At 66.5% G+C, this 24,785-nt stretch carries 5 protein-coding genes and 2 pseudogenes; all 7 read left to right on the top strand.

Translation table 11 applies throughout. The features are described 5' to 3' along the window. Positions 1 to 13 precede the first annotated feature (13 nt). Positions 14 to 12,979 (top strand): annotated as a pseudogene (locus NU1_RS42705) (alpha/beta hydrolase); the annotation flags it as partial. A 2,517-nt stretch (positions 12,980 to 15,496) separates the two neighbouring features. Next, positions 15,497 to 16,204 (top strand): annotated as a pseudogene (locus tag NU1_RS44170) (4'-phosphopantetheinyl transferase family protein); the annotation flags it as partial. Between the two features lie 2,378 nt (positions 16,205 to 18,582). Continuing rightward, positions 18,583 to 19,311, top strand: coding sequence for a hypothetical protein (locus tag NU1_RS09325; RefSeq protein WP_067519410.1), 729 nt, complete (start codon positions 18,583 to 18,585; stop codon positions 19,309 to 19,311). Between the two features lie 232 nt (positions 19,312 to 19,543). Next, positions 19,544 to 21,487: a hypothetical protein gene (locus NU1_RS09320; protein WP_067519408.1), complete on the top strand. Its 1,944-nt coding sequence runs from the start codon at positions 19,544 to 19,546 to the stop codon at positions 21,485 to 21,487. Next, entirely contained in the window at positions 21,487 to 22,275 is a 789-nt protein-coding gene (locus NU1_RS09315; RefSeq protein ID WP_067519407.1) for an ESX secretion-associated protein EspG, read from the top strand. Before NU1_RS09320 ends, NU1_RS09315 begins: the two co-directional genes overlap by 1 nt. Before the next feature lie 18 nt (positions 22,276 to 22,293). Beyond that, positions 22,294 to 23,958, top strand: coding sequence for a hypothetical protein (locus NU1_RS09310; RefSeq protein ID WP_067519405.1), 1,665 nt, complete (start codon positions 22,294 to 22,296; stop codon positions 23,956 to 23,958). Beyond that, on the top strand, positions 23,955 to 24,749 hold the full coding sequence (locus NU1_RS09305; protein ID WP_067519403.1) for an ESX secretion-associated protein EspG: 795 nt from the start codon (positions 23,955 to 23,957) through the stop codon (positions 24,747 to 24,749). The genes NU1_RS09310 and NU1_RS09305 overlap by 4 nt, the downstream gene beginning before the upstream one ends. The last annotated feature ends 36 nt before the right edge of the window (positions 24,750 to 24,785 follow it).

The raw sequence follows: 24,785 nt of genomic DNA, 5'->3' as shown, positions 1-24,785 counted from the left end.
GGTCGGCTCGACTATGGCGATAATGATCCCGCCCTGGCTGGAGTGGCTGGAATGGGTGGCGGGTACCGACTGGCCGCACGGTAACGAAGATCTGCAGAAGCAGATGGGCGAGACGTTGCGCAATCTCGCCGACCAGATTCGCTCCGACATCGTCGGTGACGCCGATATCGCCGCCGCTTCGACCAAGAATGCCTATCCGGCCGGCGAGGGTCGTGAGCAGATGGATGAGGCGCTCAAGGAGATCCGTTCGGCGCTGGAGGAATTGGCCAAAGGCTACGACGACGCCGGTGACGCGGCGGTTCAGTTCGCCGGGCAGATTCGCTCCAACAAGCTCAATGGCATCTTTGCCCTCGGCTGGCTGTTCGGTGAACTGATGTACGCCTGGCTTGCCGGTCCGGGTGGGCCGTTCGTGCAGGCTGTCGCGATTGCCAGGACCCAGCTCGTCTTTCGGTGGATGGGCCGGCTGCTGCAGCGCATTATCGGGAGTCTGCTGGCCAGGCTGGCGGTTTCCGAGGCTGCCAAGCGGTTCGTGACGCGTTTCGTCTACGAGATCGTGCAGGAGGCCTTCGTCGAGGTCCTGCAGGGCACCTCGCAGGAAGTGGTCGTGCAGAAAATGCTGGTGGACGACGGCTACCAGGACAAGATCGACTGGGGGGCGGTCAAACAGAACGCCCAGATCTCCGCCTGGGCCGGAGCGGCCGGCGGTGCCGGCGGCCACGCGATGCACAATCTCATGAACAAGACACCCCTGGGAGACAGCGGCTTCCAGGGATCCATCAAAGGCCTGGTTACCGGCGCGGGCGCCGGGTTGGCCGGTGCGGGCGGCGCGTACGTGGCCACCGGATTGATCACCGACAACTGGGATTTCGATCCGCGCATGCTCACCGGCGGCGCACTGTCCGGTATGGGTCCCAGTGGCATTTACGGCTACCGCAATATGTCGGACTACGGCGGCGGGCCGATGCCCGTCAACAACCCGCAGCCCAACTCCAATATCGGTGCCAACAACCCCGCGAACGTCGGTGTCAATGATGGCTCGTCGCCGAATAACAGCGCGTCCAACTCGTCGAATGGTGGCTCGTCCGCGAACGGTGGCACCTCGACCACTCCGGCCGGAAACAATGGCAGCTCCCCGGCCGGTGACTCGGGAACCGGCGGCAACAACCAGAGCAGCACGCCGTCCAGTGGGGCGCAATCGAGTGACGCCCCGGCGGCCGCTCCAGGTGCTGGCAACCGCGGCGATAGCAGTGGAAACGGCAGCTCCGGCGCTGACAGTGGCAGTTCGAGCACATCCGACAGCGGCTCGAACAACTCGAATTCCGGCTCCTCGCAGGGTAATCCGTCCGATTCCGGCTCCAGCGGATCGACCGACTCCCGTGGCGATAGTTCGAACTCTGGCAGTTCGAGTGACACGGGTGGTAGTACCTCGGGCGATTCACAGTCCGGGGCAAGCGATTCGAGCCCCACTGGATCGAACGACTCCCGCAGCGGGGGGCCCACCGGCGAATCCGAGGGTGAAAACGCTGGTGCGGGCAGCCGTGGCGGCGTGGAGGGAAGCACATCGCCGAGCGGTTCCACACCGACTCTGGGATCCGAACCCACCGCCAGTACTCAGCCTGGCGGAACCCCGGCCACATCGGGGTCGTCCATGCCCGGAGCCGCCATGCCCGGAGCGCCGGCCGCCGCTGGTGCTCCCGCCGGTGCCGCAGCGGCCTCCAGTGCGACCCCGTCGCCCGCCACCAATGCTGCGACCGGGTCGTCTCCCACCACCTCGTCGGCCTCGTCCTCCAATCCGGCGACGTCGGGCCCGGGCCGACCAGTCAACCCCGCCACAGAACCGCGGGTCAGCACTCCGACGACGGCGACAGGCGAAACTAGTTCTGGCAGAACGGAAGCCGGAAGTTCACCGACTGCCCCAGTGGGAGATCCGGTAGCAAGCGCGCAACCGGCTGTGCCTACTGCTGGTGTCGCGGCAGCATCCGCGTCCGTCGGTGCGAGCACTGATCCCGCCGTACCCGTCCAGGCCGGAACGACCGGTGTTGAGCCCCCACGCGCGAACACCGATACCACTACCGGTGCGGATCAAGACGGGGTGTCCGCGCTCCCCGCGGACGTCGACACCACCGATGGCGCGAAGTCGCAAGTCTCGCAAGCGAATACCAATACCGACCCCAACTCTGACGCCGATACCGGAGTGGCCCCGAAGGACGGTCTGGCTCCCGTCCCGCCCGCGCCCGCTGCCCCGAGCCCGGCAGCCGGTCCGGTACGGGCAGACTCCGGACGGCCGGCCGCGCCGGACAGTGATTCCGACAGTGATTCCGACGCCGTCAGCGACGCCGACTCCGAGAGCGGGCGGCGGACCGACCCGCCCCAGGTGTTGCCGGAAGACTTCTCACAAGCGACCCGTGCCGAGCGTGATCTGGCGAAAGTCGCACTGGCGCGACTGCATTCGGATGCCAGGGCCGGGGATCTGCTGCACGCCAACCCCGACGGCGAGAATGTCGCTACCAAGTCCGAGGAACGGACCACCGCGAACAAGCAGTGGTGGAACTCGCTCACCCCGGAACAGCAGCAGGCGATGATTCGGGTGCATCCCGCGGTCATCAGCAATGCGCCAGGTATCGACCCGCCCGCAGTGAACCAGGCCAGCCGGCTACAGATCGCGCGCGAGCTGTCGGATCTGCTCAGCCGCCGCGGCGAGCTCGACCGGTCGGAGCGCCAGCAGCTGAAGAATCTCCGCGCGACCGTGCGGGCGCTCGCCGAGGCGCAGGCGACGGCAGCCGCCATGCCCTCGACGCCGAATGTGCACGTGCTTGCCTACGATTCGACCGCGTTCGGCGGCAAGGGCCGCGCTGTCGTGGCAATCGGCGATGTTCTCACGGCGACCCATGTGTCCCTGCATGTGCCGGGGCGTGGCCAGTCCGTCGCGAATCTCGGTACACCACTCGGTGGGGCCATGACCCAGCACGGCGCGGCAGCTGGGCGGGCGCGCCCCGGCGAAACGATCGCGACCATCTCCTGGATCGGCTACGACGTGCCCAGCGCCGGCCGCAAGGGCATAACACAGGTGACCGGCCTGGCCCGAGCGCGGTCGGGAGCTGGACTGCTGGTGCGGGATATCGCCGCCGTGAACGCGTTGCGCGCGGATTCCCCGGCGGGAAAACCCACGATCAAGATCTTCGCCCACCACTACGGCATCGACGTGGCGAAAATCGCGGGTGCGAAGGGACGGCTCAGCGGTCTGGCCGGCGATGTGGTCATGACGGGTCTCGACCAGGCTCCGAATATCAAAGCGGGGCATTTCGGCAACAACGTGCGCCTGCACGTCGCGACCGATGTGCCCGGCCTCTTCGGCCTGGTCGAGCCGGCGGTTCCGAATCGGGACAAGCCACCGCAGGGGGTACCGACCAGTGCCATGTACCGCCTCGACGTCATAGCCGCCGACCAGGTCGGTTCCGCACCGTATGCCGGTCCGGCCCCCGACCCGGCCTCCGCGCCCCAACCGGCGCAGAACAATTGCGCTGTGACCGCGACGTGGAGCGCCGCCGCGCACACGGGCAACCCTGCCATTACCCAGCTGGACCCGGATTCGGTCGGTCCGGACGGTGTTACCTGGCAGCAGCTCCAGGCCGCCGCCGGAGGTGACCTGACTCCGGTCACCGGAACCCGGAAACGCTCGGCACACCAGATGATCGCGGATGGGCTGAAGCACCTGGCTGGCAAGTCTGCGGTACTGGTGGTAGACGCCCAGCGCGGTCCGGTCGACGAGCACGGCGTCGGCGCGCACGGCTACGTCATGTACCACGATCCCGATACCGGCAAGATCATGGTGGACGACCCGCGGACCGGGCCGCCCTTCGAATTCGACCCGAACAACGCGCCGGATGTCGACGGTACCTGGGGTGTGTTCTACGGTGCCGACGGCGAATTACTGCGCCCGCGTTCGGGTTTGGGTACGGACGGTGCCCCTCGTCCCAGCAGCCGGGTCGGCCAGACCGACGATGACGCAGAGGTCTCGGACGGTTCGGCTCCGGTGCCCACACCCAGTGACCCGGATACAACCGTATCCGAACCGGATTTGGGCTTGCCCGACGTGGCACCCCCGGAACCGGGTGCCCTGCCCCCGGATCGGCCCGTCACCCCCGATGAGCGAGCACTCGCCCAGGCCGCCCTCGATCAGCTCGAACCGGGCGCGTCCCCGACCCGCCTGCTGCACGGCGAGCCCGATACCGATCTGATGACCGACGCCCGCACCCGGGCGGATGAGAACGCCCGCTGGTGGGATTCGCTGCACCCGCCCGGCGAGCCCACCGGCAGGTTGTCCACCAGCCAGGAGGTCCTGGTTCGGGTCCATCCGGAAATCATCGGCAACGCCGACGGCATCCCGGCTGACATTCGCGACCGCGCCAACCGCCTGGCTATGGAACGCGAGCTCGCGGACCTGCGCGATCGTCCGGTCAAGCAGCTCAGCAAGACAGAGCTCCAGCGGTTGGCGAATCTCGAGAACACCGTCACCGCCCTGGCCGACGCCGACCGTATGGCCCGCGAGGTCGCCCAGCACACCGGTGAATCGTCCCCGCCGGTGCACGTATTGTCCTATGACTCAGGAATTTTCGGCGGCAAAGGCCGCGCCGTGGTCGCCATCGGCGATGTCGATACCGCCACGTCGGTGTCGTGGCATGTACCGGGCGTCAAGACCAGCCTGCGCAAGCTCGCCTGGAACCTCGACTTCGCGCGCAACCACTATCAGGTGACGGCGGGCAAATACAACGGTTCGGTCGCCTCCATCGCCTGGCTCGGCTACGACGCACCCACGTCGAAACTGAAGGCCTTCACGATGGGTCCGGCCAAGACCGGCGGCGCGCTGCTGGCCCGGGATATCGCGGCCTTCAATGCCGGTCGTGCCGCGCGAGCCGGAGACGGTGCGGTGGCCGCGCCGACAAACCATGTCTTCGGGCACAGTTACGGCTCCACCACCACCAGTGCCGCCGGAGCGGGCGCACGGCTGCGCGACGAGGTCGCCACCATCACGTTGGCCGCTTCACCGGGCGCGGGGCCGGTGAATCACGCCCGCGAGTTCGGTATTCGCGCGCAGAACGTCTATGTGGCCAGCCTGGCGTCGGATCCGGTCACCTGGATCGGTGGTAACAAGGCCGGACGGTTCAGCCGAATCTTCGGTATCGGTATCGATCCCGCCGCGGCGGCCTTCGGTGCGCGCCGCGTCACCGCCGAATACCCGAACCTCCCGAAGTTCCGGGACCCCAGGAAGATTCACACCCAGTACTACGACTTCACCGACGGATCGCGCACCGTACCCACCGAGGCGCTGGAGAACTTCGGCCGCATCGCAGCAGGTCTCGGCGACACCACCACCCGCGAGCCCCGTCGCACCGGCGACGATGACGCGAATGTCTTCACCCGCGTCCTACGTGGCGTACCCAAGATCGATCCCGCGGCCACCGCGGCAATCGACGACGGCTCCCGCGGTCACCGCGGCACCGACACCGAAGCTCCGCCCGACCTGGCCGAAACCGGCGTTCCGACAATGGATCCAGGCTCGGTACTGCCGACAGACCCGCATCCCACCGACGCTGACCGGACGGTGGCACAACGGGCCATGGACCGGCGCGCCGAGACGGCCGGGCAGCCCACCGGCGCCACGCTCGAACAGCTACTGCTGCACGGTGACTACTCCGACGACAACGCCACCGCACCCGCGCGTGCGCAGGCGTTGGCCAATGCCCACTGGTGGCAGTCGCTGAGCCTGCGGCAGCAGGGCGCAGTGCTCGCGGTGCACCCGGAGGTGCTCGGCAATGCCGACGGTATTCCCGCCACGGTGCGCGATCAGGCCAACCGACTCTCCGTGGTGCGCGACCTCACCGACCTGCGCGGCCGCGACTTCGGCAAGCTCAGCCCGGAACAACAGCAGCAGCTGCGCAATCTGGAGACCACGGTCGCCGCACTGGTCGACGCCGAGCGCCAGGCCCGCGAGGTCACCCAGCGCGGCGACCGCGCCGCTCCGTCGGTGCACCTGTTGTCCTATGACGCAACGGCTTTCGGTGGCAAGGGCCGTGCCGTGCTGGCTTTCGGAAATGTCGATACCGCCGATGTGGTGTCCTGGCATGTACCGGGTATGAAGACCAAGCTCCAGGAACTGTGGTGGAACGCGAAATTCGCACGCAACCATTACGAGGCCACCCTGGACAGCAATCCGGACGGCTCGGTGGCATCCATCGCCTGGCTCGGCTACGACGCGCCCGCCGGCTTCTCGGACGCCTTCCGTACCACCCAGGCCGAGGCGGGCGGCACTCTGCTGGCCCGAGATATCTCCGCCTTCAACGCGACTCGCGCGCTGGCCGCCGACCAGGATGGTCCGCCGCTGCCGGTGAACCACATCTACGGCCACAGCTACGGTTCCACCACGACCAGTTTCGCGGGTCGGGACGGTCGCCTGGCCGGCGAAGTCGGCACCATCACCCTGGCCGCCTCGCCGGGCGCGGGGCCGATCGGGCATGCGGCCCAGTTCGGTATCGGCCTGAACAATGTCTTCGTCGCGTCCATGTCCACCGATCCGATTACCTGGTTGGGGGCCAACCGCACCAATCCGCGACTCGGTCTCGGTATCGACCCGTCGGTCGAGGGCTTCGGTGCGCGCCGCGTGGCCTCGGAATTCCCTGATACACAGCGCTTTTCTGATCCGAAGAAGCATCACAAGCAGTACTACGAGTTCGTCGATTCGGCGCGGACCCGGCCGACCGAATCCTTGGCGAACTTCGGTCGCATTGCCGCGGGCCGGGCAGATGCGGTCACGACCGAACAGCATCGGCCGGGTGAGGGCGATCCGGCCGTGCTGCGCCGCGCCCTCGCGGGCGCTCCCAAGACCGATCCGGCCGCTACGGCTGGAATCGCCGATGGCACCCACGGATTCCGAACACTGTCGGAGGGTGCCACCGATTCCGGCACGGTGCTGCCGGGTGATCCGGGGACCACTACGCGGGAACGAGATGTCGCCCGGGCGGCTTTCGACCGCCGCGCGACAATGGTCGGTCTCGATCCCGGCTCCGCGCCGCAACAGTTGCTCGTCCACCCGGATTACGCGGCGGGCGACATCACGGCCGTCTCCGAGCACACCGCCGCCAATGCCCGCTGGTGGCAGTCGCTCAGTGATGCCGAGCAGGTGGCGGTGCTGCGGACCTACCCGGAATTGGTCGGCAATGCCGATGGCATACCGGCCAAGACTCGCAATGACGCACTTCGACTGGTGATCCGGCGCGAATGGGGAAGCCTCGGCTCGCAGATCGATTCACCCGACCTGCGCCGCCGGCTCTTCGGTAGCACCCGCGCAGGTGACCTCGACGACGGCAAGCATCGTATGCTGCTGCGCCTGCTGTTCCAGTCCGACCAGGACGTGAACGAAGGCAACGGTCGCAGCGCAGTACAGCGTGGCGATACCGAGAAGCAGCCCGGCATGGTTTTCAAACGTCCAGCGCCGCTGAAGGAATTGCTGAAAACGCTCGACGCACAGCAGAAGCAGCAGCTGAGCAATCTCATCGCCATGACGGAGATGCTGACCGCCGCCGACCGGCGGGCAATCGACCTGCCCGGATCTCCGCCGGTGCAATTACTTTCGTACAACTCGACGGTATTCTACGGCGACGGCCGCGCGATAATCTCCTACGGCGATATCGATGCCGCCGATTCGGTGTCCTGTCTGGTTCCGGGTCTGGAAACAACCATGCAGACCATGCCATTGAGCTTGACGGCGGCCGGTAACCACTACGACGCGACCGCCCGCAGTGCCCCCGGCCAGCGGGTGGCCTCCATCGCCTGGCTCGGCTACGACGCGCCCAGCGGAGGCCGGAAGTGGGCGGAGTATGCGCAGCAGGGACCGGCTCAGGACGGCGGCCGTCGATTGTGGCGGGATGTGGTGGCATTCAATGCGTCTCGCCGGTTCCTCGCCGAGAACGGCGGCACCGCCGAAGTCGGCATCCACCTGTTCGGCCACGGCTACGGCTCGACCCTGCTCGGCCACGCGGGGGCGAATGGCCTCCTGGCCGGGCAGGTGGCCAGCATTACCCTGGTCGGCTCACCCGGCGTCGGACCGGTCACCCGCGCCGCCGATTTCGGCATCGGCGCGGATAACGTCTATGTGGCCACGGCGTCGGTGGACCGCCTGGCCTGGCGGGGCGCGGACAATACGAATGACCTGAGCTCGGGCCGCCGTCAGTTCCTCGGAATCGACCCGGCAACAGCCGATTTCGGTGCGGTCCGGATCAGGGCCGAACTACCCGCCGATCCGCGGTTCGTCGCCGGACTGCAAGAACGTACCCAGTACTTCTGGTTCACGGACCGCAGCCACGCCACCCCGACCGAGGCACTGGCGAACTTCGCGCGGATCGCTACCGGACGCGGCGACCAGGTGACGCTGGAAACGCACCGGCCCGGTGCCCACGAGAGCACCGAAATCCATGGCCGCACTACGAATATGGCGATCGACCCGGCCATGTCTCGCAGCGGCGTGGTCCAGCCGACCCCGGGGCAGGACGCGGCCGCCCGTGCCGCACTGGCGACGTTGGCACCCGATGCCACACCCGGCGACCTGCTGCCGCCTGATCCCAGCGGTGGCGCCCGGGTAGCCCAGGACGCGGCCGCAGCGGCGAAACAGCATGGCCTATCGGCGAAGGCCCAGCGTGCGGCGGAGGTAGCGGCCTATGAGGCGAACGCGCGGGAGCTTGCGGAGGCGTCCAGGACACACGCCGACCGCATGGCGAGGTGGTGGGACTCGCTGACCGACGCCGAGCGGGCTGCGCTTCCGCTGGTGCTGCCGGACGAGATCGCCGCCAATCCCGGTCTGCCCGCCGAGGTCCGCGACCGCGCCAACAGGCTGCGCATGACCCGAGACTTCGAGGCATTCCTGGCCCGCCGCCGACCCGGGCGCGGGGTGATCGAAAGTCTGTTCACCCCGGGCGAACTCACCCCCGACGAGCGCGCGCACCTCGCGAACCTGATCGACACCCGCAGGGCACTGTCCGATGCGGACGCACAGGCACAATCCATGCCGGGCAAGCCGAAGGTGCGTGTGCTGTCCTACGACGCTACCGCCTTCGGTAGCCGTGGCCGGGCCATTGTGGCAATCGGCGATATCGACGCCGCGGATTCGGTCTTCTGGCTGGTGCCCGGTATCAAGACCACCGTCCAGAAGCTGGGCGGCTATCTGAACTGGGTCGGGAACTTCCGGGAAGCCGCCATGCGCAAGGCTCCCGACAAGAACATCGCCGGAATCGTCTGGATCGGCTACGAGACACCGGATATCGACGCCAATACCCCCAAACCACACAAGGCCCGCGAGGGTGGTCTGCGGCTGCTCAGCGATGTCACCGGATTCGCCTCCCGGCGCGGCTATTTGGCGGCCACCGATGGCCCACCGCTGCCGGAGCACCGGGTCGTCGGCCACAGTTACGGCACGCCGACCACCAGTTGGTCGGCAGTCGGCGGCATCCTGGCGGGTGTTGTGAACCAGGTCGTGTTGTTGGCGTCGCCGGGCGCGGGGCCCATGCGACACGCGACCGATTTCGGTCTCGGTGCGCAGAACCTCTACGTCGCCACCTCGACCGCGGACCCGATCGGTCGTCTCGGTGGGGCGGCCCCGGGTATTACCAACCGGGTACTTCGCTTCGTGAAGAAGCTCGGGCTCGGCGTCGACCCGACGGTCGAGGAGTTCGGAGCCCGGCGATTCGAATCGGAGCTGCCGCGACGGCCCGAGTTCACGGGTCTGGTCAATGCCCACCGGGGGTACTACCAGTACGACGACGGTTCGGCCGAAATCCCCACCGAACCGCTCAACAATGTCGCCGAGGTTCTCGCTGGGCGCGGCGACGGTCTTCCACTCGCGCCCGCTCGCCCCAAGAAGACACTGCGACAGCGAGTGAAGTTCTGGTCGACCGTTGACCCGGAGAATGTGCGCGAGGCGCGCGTGCAGGAGCCATTGCCTCCGTGGGCGGACCCGTCGGCACCGGAGTCGCCGCAGCCACCCCGGATCACGGCGCATCGCGGTGGGCGCGCGCTGTGGGCGGAGAACACCCTCGGCGCGTTCGACAATGCCATGCGGCTCGGCGTCGACTCCATCGAACTCGATGTGGGCATGACCCGCGACGGTGTTCCGGTCATCCACCACGACCAGAACATCGACGGCGGCACCGCACGCGATACCGACCCGGTACGACCGAACGATCGCGAATATCCGTACGTCGGCAAGGCGATCGGCGATCTCGATTTCGATCAGATCCGAACCCTCGACACCGGCGTAACCCACGAAGGGTTCGCCGATACGCAGGATCCCCTGCGTGGCAGCCGAATTCCGAGCCTCGAGGAGGCGGCACGACTGGCGGCGGGGCGCGGCGTCACCCTCGATGTCGAAATCAAGGTCGATCCATCGTGGAGCGACGCACGGGTCAGGCAGTTGGTGCTGGCAACGGCCGAGATCATGAACAGCCACGGCGTCCCGTACCGGATGCGCAGTTTCGACTGGCGGGTGCTGGCCGAGGCGGCGGCGCTGCCGGACTCGATGACACCGCCGCTGGATCGGGTCGCACTCATCAGCCCGCGCACCGCGACGCCAGCGTGGATGAACGGCCGGGACGCGGGTGTATCGGTCCGCGATCGCCTGCGTGGCATGCTCGCCCAGCGGCTGGGTCGGCCGCACGCCTTCGGCGGCGATATTCCGGGGGCCGCCCGCGCCGCCGGCGCCACCGTGGTATCACCCGACGGCAGCATGGTCACCCCCGAGTTCATGAGCCTGGCTAGCGATCTACCGGTCTCGGTGTGGACGGTGAACAGTCGCGCCGATATGACCCGGCTTATCGATCTCGGTGTGGCCGAACTCATTACCGACCGTCCCGATCTGCTGCGTACGGTGCTGTCCGATCGGGGTATGGAGCTGCCACCACCGGCGGAGCCGAATAATGACTGTGCCCCATGGGCTTTGGCGGATCTTCAGGCGCGCACCGGCAGTACCACCATCACCGTGCCGCAAACCGTGGGTCCGAACGGCTTGTCGGCGCGTCAGCTCGAAGAGCACGCCGGTGGGCGCCTGCGTCCGGCCGACGACTACCAGGCGGTCGTTGACCGGCTCCGCACCCTCGGCGATGGGGCACAGGCCATTGTCGTCGACGAGTACCACGGTGGCACAGACCGTTACGGTGTCGGCGCACACGCCTATGTGCTGTCCAATGAGAACAGTACGATCGTGGTTCGCGATCTCATGGTGGCCCAGCCGCACGGCTTCCCGCCGCGGACACACCGCGACGTGCGCGGCACCTGGGCGCTCTACTTCGACAGGTTCGGCGTCGCCGCTGACCCGCTCGTCCCGGATGCGGCCGATACCGAGGCACGCCCGCGCACCAGAATCGGCGCGACCGACCCCGTGACCCCGTCGGAAGAGGGACGTTCGGAGCAGCGGCCCCCGGGCGATCGTTCGGAACTCGACCCGGACGTCGGGCGGCGAGAATGGGATGAGCTGGAACAGTCCATTCTCGATAAGGGCGACCCGGTCAGCATCGACCTGATCGCCAGCGGCGACAGCGGACATGGAAATGCCGTGTACCGCGTCGAATTCGCGGACGGCAGCGTGTATGTGTACAAGCCGCTGACCGGCCATGCACCGGGCGGTATATCGGTTCCGCCGTCGGGGCCGCCCATCCGTGAAGCCGCCTTTTACCGCATGGCTCAGATATTCGGATTCGGTTTGGTTCCGCCCACCATCCTGTGGAACGGACCGCGCGGGCCGGGCTCGCTCCAGGCATTCGTCGCCGATACCACGCCGAGGCTGCCCGTCTCCGGCTACACCACGCCGGAGCAGCACATGATGGCCGTGCTGGACTACGTCGGGGCGAACCTCGACCGCAATGGCTTCAACTACCTCACCGGTCCGGACGGCCGGGTCGTTCCCATCGACCATGAGACCACCTTCCCGACGCATGCCGGGCAACCCGGCATCCGTTCGGGGTTCGTGGCGCAACATCTGAGCACCGCACTGGACCCGGATGTGCTGAGGATGGTGCGTGGTGTCGATCCGGAACAGTTCGCGGCCATGCTGACCGAGATAGGAATCGAACCCGATGCGGTGACAGGCGCGGTCGACCGGCTGCGCGAGATCCAATCCGAGGGCAAGATCACCAAGGCCGCGTGGCCGGGCAAGATCTCCGATGTCAAGACCGCGGCGGAATGGGCCGCACTCGCCGCCGGTCCGCCCGAAACCAGCACTGCTACTACACGACAGCAGCCGGGGGAAGTCGGACCGCCCACCCGTACCCCGGACCCCGGCGACACCGATCCGCGAGTGCCGGACAAGCAGAAGCCGACAGGGTGGCGGCGCCTGCTCGGTCGATTCACGCGCGGCGCGCAGCCCGAAGTCGCCGGCCCTGACACTTCCGTCACCGCGCGGTCCACGGACGGATCCGCCGCCGTGGGGCCCGCCGACGCCCCGCCATGGGCCGCCGACGAGCAGGCCATGGCCGATCGCGGACCGGTGGTCGACGTCATGCCACTGAGCCCGCATCTGCATGTGCACCAGGCGTTCCGGGTGGAATTCGCCGACGGCAGCGTGTGGGTGTACAAGCCAGGCTCGGGTGAGGACACGGTCCGGCTGCGCGTCCCACCGTCCGGACTGGCGGCCCGTGAGGTCTTCACCTACCGCCTCGACCGACTGCTCCGGTTCGGTCTGGTGCCCCCCACCGTCATGTTCGAGGGCTCACACGGTCCGGGCTCGCTCATGCGGTTCGTATCCCGCACCAGCCCTGGCCGCCGCCCCGCGGAGTACACGGCCGACGAGGCCGCCATGATGGCCGTGCTGGACTACATCTCCGGGGCCAGCGACCGGAACCGAAGCAACTACCTCACCTCCGAAACCGGTGGCATCGTCCCGATCGATCACGGTCAGACCGCCCCCGTCGACGGTAATACCTTCAGCCAGCCGCCCGAATTCATGCCCGCCGACGCCGGTACTCTCGATCGCCACGGCATGCTGTCGGAGTTCGTGCTCGAGGCACTGGACCACCGGCTGCCACGGTCGGTCCTGGCCCGCGTGCGCGCGCTGGACCCGGCAGCGGTCGAATCCATGATGCTCGACTTGGGTCTGGAGCGGGGAGCGGTCGACGGGGTGCTGGCCCGGCTGGCCGAGGTCCAGAACAATGGCCGGATCACTGGTGCGGCATGGCTGGACCTGGACCGTTCCAACCTCGACCAGGGTGTGCTGGTCCCACGCGGCGCCGGTGACGGGCTCACCCACCCGGTGTCCGACCCGGCCCCGTACAACGCCTGCGCGTGGCGGAATCTGCACCGGCTATTCGACCGCTTCCGCCACGAGGCGATCAACCCGCCCGATGCTCCGCCCGGTCCAGCCGGTATGACGGCCGGGCAACTGGAGGACGCCGCGGGTGGACGACTACAGAAGTTCGACTCGCACAACGACTACGAGGCACTGCTCAACGAATTGGGCGAGGGCGCAGCGCTTCTGGTGGTGGACCGCTTGGTCGGCCCGGTCGACGAACACGGTGTGGGCGCACACTCCTACCTGATCACCCACGATGCCGACGGCATCAATGTCTACGATCCGGAAACCGGTCGGACACAACCGTTCCGGACCTGGGGCCCCACCCGCGACACCGAGGCGACCTTCGCCGTCGTCTACCACCCGGACGGCACACCCGCCCGCCCCACGGCCGAACACGCACCCAGCCCCGACCGGATCGAGGTCGGGATCGGCGCGACCGATCCGGGCGGCCAGGCTGCGCCGAGGCGACCGCTGCCCGACGATGTCGCGGCATTCATCAACCAGCTACGTGATTTCGGCTGCGAGGCAGCGGCATTGGGTGATCATGCCGCGAACGTCTATCGCGCGGAACCGCGGCCGACCATCGATATTGACCTCGCCATTCGAGAACTCGGCGATCTGCCCGAGCGCCTCACCACGCTCGGCTACCGCGTCGATACCGTCGCCGATGAAGATGGTGATATCTACCAGGTCCGTGTGCACGGCAACGGGGTTTCCGCTGACCTGTTGGTCGCCGAAACTCCGCTCCGGCACGGCGCTTTGGACCGCGCTGTCGACGGGGTGATGTCGGTCGAAGACACAATGCTGTTCAAACTCGTGACCGGACGGCCGAAGGACCGCGCCGATATCGCCGACATCCTGGCCGCCGGACACGCTCTGGACACCGCCTACATCCAGCGACATGCCGCGGAGTGGGAAGTCACCGCTGCCTGGCGTGCCCTCGCTGATGCCGCCGGAGTCGATCCGGGTGGCCCCGTGCACCGCGTGGAAATTCCCATCGTGCAAGGAGATACCGACAGCCTCGCCGAATCGCGGCAGACGATCCGGGATCTCATGGCCGACTGGACCGACCCGGACCAGCTCGACCTCGCCGTGCTGCTCACGTCCGAGCTGGTCGGCAACGTACCCAGGCACGCCCAAACCGACGGCCAGTTCGTGGTGACCGTGATCGGCGAACCCGGACAGCGCGTGCTGCGGGTCGAGGTATCCGACGAGAACCCGACCGTGCCGGAACGCCGCGAGGCTGGCCTGGACGACGATTCCGGTCGAGGTATGCAGTTCCTCGAAATGTTCGCCCATGTCACGGGCGTGGATGTACACCCGGGCGCGATATTCGCCAAGACGATCTGGTTCGAGTTCCACGAAACACCGCCTTCCGCGGTGACCGATTCCGTATCCGGTGACAGTCCCGGTGCGGCAGGGCGATCCCGCGACGGTGCCGAGACATCCGGCCATCTGCCATGGATTATGAGTCCCGCCGAACTGGCGGCGCTGGGTCCGGTGACGGATACCGAGCAGATGGACGACTTCGGGAATATGTTCCGGGTCGAATTCGCCGACGGTACCCGCCGGGTCTATCGAACCGATCTCGACCCGGGCGAGATGGAGATGTACCAGATTCCATCCTCCGGGCTCCCTCGCCGTGAAGCGGCGATGTCGGCGCTGGACCTGCTGTTGGATGCCGGTCTGGTACCGCGGGTCCGGCTGTGGCAGGGGCCGCACGGGTTGGGATCGCTGACGGATTTCGTCCCGCACCTGCCCGGCGTGCCGATCGAGGAGTACCCGACGGTGCAGCGGCAACTGGCCGCGGTACTGGATTACCTTGCCGGACACATCGATCGGAACCCGTCGAACTGGGCGACACTGCCGCCGCCCTCCGACGCCGATTCGACCCCGAAGCACCTGATTCTGTTCGACAACACCGACGTGCTGCCGGAGGGCCCGGAGTCGTTCACCTTCACCGACGACGTCGACGGCGCGCTGATCGGACGAATCCGGTCGCCGTTCGTATTGTCGGCGCTGAACGAGACGCTGGATTCCGCGGTTATGGCACGAGTCTCGGCGCTGGACGCCGGGACGCTGCGGCAGCTCATGCAGGGCCTCGATATCGAGACCGACGCCATCGACGGCATGCTCGAACGACTGCACGAGATCCAGACCCAGGGCATGATCACCGGTGAAGCCTGGCCCGGCCTCGGAGTGCACGGCGGTCCCGGCGCCATCGGAACGCTATTATCCGAGGCCGAAATCCACACCGCCGAGATCGTCGGCCGGGATCCGAACGCGACCCTGCTGGCCGAAGAGCGCGAAGCACTTGTCACCGACAAGACTTCGGACAAGCGCCTGCGGGAGATCACTCAGGCGCGCACCGCCGCCCGGCAGGCACTGAACAGTCTCGGACACACCGAGGTGCCGGTCCTCAGAGGGCCCAAGCGAGAACCGATCTGGCCGGACGGTGTCGTCGGCAGTATCACCCACAAGGAGGGTTATTACGCCGCGGCGGTGGCCGACGCGGGGGAGGTGCGGTCGATCGGCATCGACGCCGAAGACCACGCTGCCCTCCCGGAGGCCGCGCTGTCCCCGGCCGCGCTGCCGGAGGAACTGGCCTGGCTCCAAGAGGTCGGCGAGCAGGGCGGGGTGCACTGGGACCGGGTGCTGTTCAGCGCCAAGGAGAGTGTCTACAAGGCATGGTTCCCGCTCACTGGTCGCTACCTCGGGTTCCACGACGCACACCTGACCTTCGATCCCGAGGCCGGTACCTTCCATGTCCGCCTGCTCGTCGACGGCGCCACCCACTCCGGGCCGCCGCTGACCGAGATGACGGGCCGGTTCGTGGTCCGGGACGGGTTCATACTGACCGCCGTCACGGTGCCGCACGAGCCGACGGCCGATACCGAGATCAACACCCCTGCTACGGAACCGGCAGCGCTTACCCGTCGACTCCGTGCGCCCGAACTGCCCGACCTCGAACCGGGCACCCTGCGCGCCGAAATCCTCGACAACCTGCGCATTGTCATTCCGGACGGTATGCGGTGGAATCGGGAGCAGCAGTGCTTCGTGCTGCCGGATCGCCGCGAAGTGCACGTCGGAATCGGGCCGGTGGCCGATAGTTCGGTGACAGCGGTCCATAACCGCCCCGATGGCGGCCATGACCTCACCGTGTCGCCGCAGGTGCGGGATATCGACGTCGCACGAGCAGTTGCCAGCCGACTGGCCGAAGTCGCGGGATCTCCCCATGGAGAGGTGCTCTCAGGCCCGCTTGCGGAGCTGAAAGTGATTGCGGCGCATCTGGATCGGGCACGCTTCGATCCGTCTCGGCTGGATGAGCTGTCGGGCCTGTGGCGCGACCTCGCGGACCTGGTCGTTTGGCTCGACCGTCACCCGGATGTCGGGGACTGGCGTGCCGCTCTCACCGAACACGCTCCGCCGCTTGCCCGCTGGCTCGCACTCGAAGAGACCGGCGCAATGGGCCATCGACCTGGATTCGGCCCGGACCTCACCATCGCGGACTACGAGGCCTCGCGTGCCGCGCACCTCGATCGATTGTCGGGTGCGCTGCCCGGCGAGGAGGGACTCGATGTCCGACGGGCCGAGTCGCTCACCCTGCACGGCCGCATGCGCGAGGAACTGGCCCGCCGCATTTTCGATCCGATCTTCGGCGGCCCGGACCGCGAGCTGCTGCGACGGCTCGTGCCCAGTGAAATCCTGTACAGCGAACTCGATCGCCTCAATGCCGCCATCAATGATCCGTGGCTGACCGGACCGGAGCGACTCGCCGCGCTCGATGCGGCCATCACGGAGTTCGAGAATTCGCCGAATCTTCCTGAGCGGGTGCGTGATCTGATCGATATCGGCCGTACGCGGCACGCCGCCGCGACCTTCGCGGTCGGCCCCGATCTGACGGCCGCGGTCCTCGACCACACCACCGGTCGGGTGGAACTGGGTCAGGATGGGCCCGGGCACCAGGTGGGCGAGCAGACGACCGTGGACGACTTCCTTCGTGGAATCGACCGGGCCAACCAAGCCGCCGCCGCACTCGGCCTGGATGTCGAATACGTGGCCGTAATCCACCGCCCGGTGGATGGCCGCTCCCTGGTGGAGGTGCTGTCGCGACCCCAGCCACAGCATCGGCTCCCCGCGGCCCGCAATGAACCGGTGTACCTTTCGGCGCCGCGGCCTGCGGTACCCGCAGCCGCCCAGGGCGGTCATACCATCGAAATCGGTGACGGCCGTGGCGGTTTCGGCGCGGAGATGCTGCCGACCGCTGACCGCAGGGGTGGCGGCCTGCTGCTACAAACCTTCCCCGACACGTATGTCCTTGCCGCGCAGCGTCGCCGCGATCTCGGCATTCTCGATCCCGCACCGCTCACACCGCCCGGATCGGTCACTGTATTCGGAGACATGCTCTCGATCGGCGCGGTCCTGAACACTGATGACAATCAAGGTGTCGCCCGTGTCTTCGTCAACAATGTGCGTGCCCGCCTCGATGATTCGGCATACGAGGTACTGGTACGCACCCTGAACACGGTGCTCGCGCCAGGCGGTCGGGTCGAGATCCAGTGGGATATGAAACCGGCGACGCCCGGTGGCGAGCCGGGCGACCGCGGACATATTCGCGGTGACCTGCTCATGGAGGCGGTGCGGCGAATGTCGCCGGAAATCCGGGCTGCCTTCCGGGTCGTACAGGATCACGAGTTCTCCGGTCCGGGCAACCGCAACTACCTCTACACCGGTGAGGCCAGCGCCCGCAATCGCATCGATCAGCCGGCGTCGCACCCGGTTTCGCAACCCGACCGGCGGATGGTGATCGAATTCGATCCGACCGGCACCCACAGCGCACCGGTCACTGAACCGTACGGGCACGAATTCACTCCTCGCATGCCGCACGACCGCTCGCCCGAGGCACTCGAGCAACCGACCGGCGATCCGAATACCGCGCATCTGCCGTCGCTACGGCAGCACTACATCGCAGAGGTGGAAGCGCTGACGGCGTACGAAGCTTCGTTGATCGCCGAGGGCGCCAGCGAGGAGGAGATCGCCCGCGCGCTACAGCAGGAGCGACGCGAGATCGGCGAGTTCTACAAGGGCGAAACGCCGGAACCGCAGGCGAGTAGGATCCGAGCGCGCAATCTGGAGAAGTACGGCGACCCACTCGGGCCGACGGTGGAATACCTGCGTCGAAAGGGACTCAGTTGGGCGCAGATAATCGATGGTTCGAAACGTCCAGGCGGCGGTGATCTGGGGTTGAACAAATGATTGTGTACTCATTCGAAAAGCACTTGCAGGTAGCGGATTTCGATCCCGAGACAGGTGCCCTGCGCCGATTCGAGCGCGGGGAACTACCCGCTGGGACCGAACCCGCTGGATACTTCGGCGAACTGGGCGCGAAAGACCCGGCCGTGTTCTATCGAGGCACAGACGGCCTCTTACTGCGCGTCGACGACGAGATCATCGCTCTCGACGACCCGGACGCCGAAGTGCACTGGGAACAGATTGATCCCAACCGCGCGGGCCTGCTGATCCTTACGCCCCAGCGGACGTATCGGCTCGACTACCCGAATTCCTTGACCGAACTGCGCCAGGACCCGAACTTCGGCATGTCCGGTGAAGAGCCGGAGGACTTCGACTTCGGTCTGTTCATCAGCAATGTGCTGGCGGACCCGAACCGCCGCACCCGCATCCTCCCCATACCTACCGCCTCGCAGCCCGCGAGCCCGCCCGCTCCAACCCGTATCGCCCTGTATTCCTACGCTCGCGACCTGCGCCCCGAAAAGGTCGCCGAGTTCACCTGGAGCCCTGCCGATGGCGTCGCGCTGACCGTCCTCGATGCCGAATGGGGCGCGCTGGCATGGGAATACTTCACAACTGGCATCCCCGCCGCCACCGGCCCGATACCCGCGTCATCGGGGCAGACGTTCATGCGGGCTCTGCTCCGGCCGAGCCGGTCCACCTACTACCGCTTCGTGGACGAGAGCGCCTGAGCGCTCGATGGTGAACCAACCGTTCACGCTGAGTTGGAACTCCGTTATGCCGGTATGTGATTCGTCGTCGCCGCCGTAGCCGACCATGCCCGGGCGGCTTCGCGTCGCCTACTTGATGCGGAGCCATCACATCAGCGTTACGGCTCGGTCTTTTTCGTGTCAGGATGGGAAGAGCAGCAACGGCTGGGCATGGCAGCCCGATGTACCCCGAGATAGATCAGGAGCACAACGAATGGCCGAGGGTGATAGCGCAGTCAATCCGTGGCCCGCGATCAGTGAGCGAGCGTCGGAAGGGCTGCTGGAGTTCGAGCCCCAGGTGGCGCACGACGCGGCTTCTGCCGCAGTCAAGCTCCTCGAATCGGTACAGGCGCTGCACTGGTATATCGGAGTGAACGGCGACGTGCCTCAGCTCTCGCAGCTCAGCGATGGAATAGCGGTCGCAGACATGTTCAACACGGCCGCCGAAACCGCTGGGACGATTCTCAAAGAACATCGAGACATCCTCAATGACATGATCGACACCTTCGTCGCCGCAGGCAAGACGATGGAGGGGGCCGAGAACGATAACGAGAGCATGTTCGCCGATATCGAGAAGCCGAAGGCTTTCGATGAGGACGTTGCAATGCCCATTATGACGGGTGGAAACCAAGCCACCCTCGATCTCCCCGGCGTAGCTGAGGGAAAGAACCAGCACAATGTGCCCGAGTGGAAGGGCAGCAAGCCTCCGGAAGCACACGATGTGCGGGGACAGTCCGAGAAGGTAAAGGATCACGAGAGTTTCGTGGATCATACGGTTCGGCGAGTCAATCCGTACGAACAGAGCTACGACACCCTGTATCAGCTCGGCCAGGACATGAAGCCCACCTACGTTCTGGGCACGGCGAACTCCTGGGTCTGGCTGTCGGGGCGAGTCGATACCGCCTTCACCGACTTCTCCAACCTGATGAACTCGGTAACCGCTGATCAGTGGAAGGGGGATGGTAAGGAGGCTGCGGTCGCCGCTATCAAGGGCTATCTGACGAGTGTGCCAGGCCTCATAGAGGGTATGGACGTGACGGGGCGAAGCCTCGCCGATACCGCCGGTTGGCTGGAAGCGACACGAGTCAGCATGCCGCAGGACAGTAAGAACCCTGCGGGAACGGAGACCGGCTACTTCACGACCGAGGGTGGCCACTACTCACACAAAGAGGGCTATACCTACGGCGGCACACAGGTGCCAGTCCTCTATGAGGATCCGACACCGCAGTACCGCAAGAATATGGATGAGACCTACACACAGGGAATCATCAAGTCGGCCAATTCTGTTCCGAATTTACCGTCGCCGATCGCGTCATTCGCGGGTATTCCACCGTTGCCTTCACTGGATAAAAAGGGCGACGAAAAAGACAAGAGCGGCAACGGAAACGGTGGAAACGGAAACGGTGGTGGCGGCGGCTCCATGACCGGCGGAACCCCAGGCGGAGGGGGACCCTCGACTATGCCGGCCTTCACGCCGACAGTCGGCGGCATGCCCAACGGTCAGTACCCCGCCAGCAACGCGAGCAGGCAGACCGCGAGCGATGCGGCGGCCGCGGCGGCCCGGCGGGAAGCACAGCTGCGGGCCGAACAACAGCTCCGGGCAGCCGAAGCGGCGAGACGCCAGGCGCAGCAGCAGAATCAGGGGACGGGGAATCAGAACGGTTCGGGTTCGGGGTCCGCGGGCAGCGGGGCGGAACAGGCGGTGCAGTCGGCCATGTCTGCCGGTCAGCAAGCGCTGTCGGCCGCACAACAAGCCGCACAACAAGCCGCGCAGCAGGCAGCGCAGGACGCGGCGAAGAAGCTGGCCGGTCTGCCCATCACACCGGGAGGGCCTGGTCTCTCCGGTCTCGACCCGAAACTGGGCGGCGGTGGCGGTGGCGCACCGGCCGCACGAGCTATGGAGGCGTCCAAGCTGTTCCCGCGTGCCGGGCTCAGTACGACTGCGGCGGGTGCCGCGATGGGTGCCGCCCGCGCGGGTATGCCCCCCGGCATGATGCCGGGTTCACCAGGGCCCGCGGGTGCGGCCGGCCGGGGCGCCGGCGGTGAGGGCGGCAAGGAGCACAAACGACCCACGTTCCTGGATTCCACCGAACATCTCGAAGAGGCGATCGGTGACGCCCTGCGTGTCGTCAAGCCTGTGGTCGAGAAGAACGACTGATGCGGCCGACCTGGACATTCACCGATCTCGAGTTGGTAGTCGGATGGGAAGCGATGAAGGAGAACCTGCTACCGCGCCCTTTCATCTTCCGAAGCCGGACACACTGGTACGAGGACTTTCTCCGGGAGAAAAGGGGAGTCCGTGAACGACTGGAAGCCACCATGGATTCCGCTGCCTGGGCGATGCTGGATGTCGTCGCGAGACCCGATATCCGCCTGATCGTCCGTGGTCTGAATGGCGATGTCCGCGCGGAGCCGAAGGGCAGTATCCGGATGCATGCTGTACGGCGTGGTGGTTCGGCCTACGTCCTGACGCAACTTCCCGGTCAGAATGCCGATGAAGGAGGCGATTTCACCATCACCGAGTGCGATCCCTTCGCGCTGGCCGAAGTGGTGGTGGCCGAACTGCCGCAGGCGAAGCCCGGTCGCGAATCCAATATCCAATTGCCTGCGGTCGTGGACGGCGAGGATCACATGGTTCAGGGTGAATCCATGCTGTGGGACTCCTTCGACAATCCGGTCGGCCATGCGGGCGAGCGGTTCGCGCAGGCATCGTTCACTGGAGTCGGCGGTATCGAGATTGCCCAGGGCACTTCGAGGTTCGGGCCTCGAGGGCGGGTGATTCGCCGTCTCGAATGGCGCGACGTCGTCGACGACGGCCGTTATCTTGTCGTACGCGACAATCCTCCGGTTGCTCACAGCGTCGATGTCAAACGCATGGTTTCGCTGATCAATAATGAGATTGCGGTTGTGGTCCAGGCAATCAAGGATGAACGCGCAACGTTGTAGGTACGAGGGGCGCAACGAATGAACGGTGTAACCAATCCTTGGAAAGAGCTTGCCGCTAGCGGTGATATCCGGATCGAACCCGGTACCGCCGGCACACTGGCGCAGGCTTGTGGCGATCTTCTCGGCATGGTGCTGGCGATCAAGAAGGAAGGCGGAAACCTCCCCGCCTTCACTGGATTCAGCCCTAAACCCTCCGGTGTCAATCTGGCCCAGGCGTTTACCGACCGCGGCACGCTGGCCCTGGACCGGTTCGACGAACACGTCAACGTCCTCGGCGATATGCAACGCGCATTCATCGACGTGGGCAAGGCTTTTCAGGGCGCTGAGGCCGAATCCATCGCGGACCTCGATGCGATCGTCACCGATCAGGGTGCCTTACAGACCCAGGCGGAGCAGGCTCTCGAGTACAACTTGGAAACGCCGCTGTACCGCATCAACGATTTCGGCGTCCAGTACGCCCTGGAGGAGGGCTACTTCGCGCCGACCACCATGTCGGACGACAAGCCCCTGGAAGGACTTCGGTCGCCGGATCAGCTGGCCGGGTCGGTGGCCTTCGACGCGGAGGCGGCCGCGGGCGTCGGGGTGGATCACGGCGTGATGTTCTCCGCACAGGATCTGCACCAGTTCCGGGAAGCCTGTTACGACAACACCTCGATCCTGGATGCGGCAGACATCTGGTATTGGATGGGCACGACGCTCAACACCAAGCTCGGGAGCCTCAGGCAGGCGCTGGACGAGTCCAAGGAGAACTGGGAGGGCGACGGTGCCGACACGGCCAGGGAATCGTCCGCCGCCTACGTGACTTCCACCAACAACCTGTCGTACGAGTTGGTTTCGGCGAGTGACGGTCTGGTGTACGTCGCACAGTGGCGACGGTTGCTTGCCAGTGAACTGTCGGAGGCGGGCTGTGCCGAGGAACCCGAGAACTGGGGCACCGACGCCGATGAGACGCTCGAGGACGGTAGGGCGGTCATCGACCGCATCTACGCTCCGGCGATCGTGGAATCGGCCGGGGCGATTCCACTGCTCACTGTCCCGGTGAATCCGGTCGCGCCGCCCAAGGAGGATGGCGACGGTTCGGGAACAGGAACAGGAACAGGAACCGGAACAGGAACCGGGCTGGGCAGTGGCTTCGGTTCCGGCGCCGGAACATTCGGGGCGTCGCTACCGTCGCTGTCCGGTCGAGACTCGTCGCTGTCGGGCACAGAGTCGCCCGGGAGCGACGCGGTAGCCGGAGACTCCACCAGCGGCCTCGGCGATCTGGCAAGTGCGGCAACAGACGCGCTGCAGTCGGCCACGGATCCCTCGCCGGGTGCGGTGCCTACCTCCACACCGAATGGCGATCAGGGCAGGACGACCCCGGCGTCGGTGACACCCGCACGCGCGCAGGGCGGTTCGGGTGGCGGTGGTGCCGGTCAGGTGAGTCCGCTCGGCAAACCATCGGCTTCCTTTCCCCGAGCGGATCTCGCCAGCCAAATGGCCGCGACCGCGGCGCGTGCCGGCCTGGCTTCGACAGCGGGGATGCCCGGCACTCCCGGTGCGGCGGGCGCGCCCGCGCGGGGCGCGGGCGGTGGCGCGGATGAGAAGTCCCGCAAGCGTCCCGGATACCTGGACTCGGAGGAACACCTCGATGACGCCATCGGTGGGGCGCAGGTAGTGTCGCGGCCCATCGTCGATCAATGACAGTGGCTGGGACCGGGCGGACTTGGCGCTTCACCGACCTGGAGTTCGTCGTCGCCTGGGAACCACAGCGGGAGCGCACCGTTCCGCGCCCGTTCGTATTCACCAGTCGGACCGACAGCTACGACGATCTCCTGCGGGAGATGAACGAAACCAGGGAACACCTGCGAGACCGGCTCGGCACGACCTTCGACGACGTACTCGAGACAGTGGCGCATCCGGACATTCGGATCGTGGTCCACGGCAACGCCGACGACGATAGAGCGAACCCGGAGAGTGTCATTCGCCTGCTTGCGGTTCGCCGGCGCGATAGTGGCTATTTGCTGCGTCAACTGCCCGGCGAAACCGTGTGGCATGGCGGCGGATACATCGTTACAGAGTGCGACGCCTTGGCGCTCGGTCCGGTCGTGGTCGAAGCGCTGCCGGACGCGTCCCCCGGGCGGGCGGGCCACATTGCCATGCCGCGTGCCGGGGATGACCAGGACCACTACACGCGCCGCTCGATTGCTCACGAGCTGACCGAGGACCGTGATCGAGAGCGCGCCGAGTCCTTCGTACGAGCGGTGACAACCGGCTCTGGGATTATCGAGATCGCCCAGGGCGGTTCGCGATTCGGTCCGCGTGGTGTCATGGTCCGTCGGCTGCGGTGGCGTGATGTCGCCGATGACGGCAGATACGCGATCACCGGGGACGACCCGCCGATTGCCATCGGAGTCGATGTCAAACGGCTTACCGCGCTGGTGAATACAGAGGTAGCGGAGGTAGTACAGGCGATCAAGGATGAACGTGTGTAAGGCTCGCTGTGCAGACTTATACTGGCCGGTAACGAC

Origin of the sequence: Nocardia uniformis NBRC 13702, assembly GCF_001613345.1 — a bacterium.
Lineage (GTDB): Bacteria > Actinomycetota > Actinomycetes > Mycobacteriales > Mycobacteriaceae > Nocardia > Nocardia uniformis.
Note: the sequence above shows the minus strand (reverse complement) of the source record. Positions and strands in the feature narration are given on the sequence as shown.